The 253-nt window shown below is 66.8% G+C and carries 1 protein-coding gene; it reads right to left on the reverse strand.

Annotated elements, in window-relative coordinates:
• Positions 1 to 253, reverse strand: a 253-nt coding sequence (locus FQ668_RS27840) for a ribonuclease E/G (RefSeq protein WP_178097216.1), incomplete at both ends; no start/stop codon positions are given.

Consider the following 253-nt stretch of genomic DNA (forward strand, 5'->3'; position numbering starts at 1 on the left):
CTCCTGCAGCCTGGTGACGTCCGCGCGAATGTCATCGGACTTCACCCCCTCGGATGCGGTCCTGATGATCACCCCCGCGTCGGCGGGCACCACCTCGCGCAGGATCTCCTTGAGTCGCTGGCGCTCGGTGTCCGGCAGTTTGCGGCTGATACCGGTCGAGGAGGCACCGGGCACATAAACGAGGTAGCGCCCGGCCAGCGAGACCTGAGTGGTCAGCCGTGCGCCCTTGTGGCCTACCGGATCCTTGCTGACC

This window comes from Pseudomonas sp. Kh14, from assembly GCF_900291005.1.
GTDB classification, from domain to species: domain Bacteria; phylum Pseudomonadota; class Gammaproteobacteria; order Pseudomonadales; family Pseudomonadaceae; genus Aquipseudomonas; species Aquipseudomonas alloputida.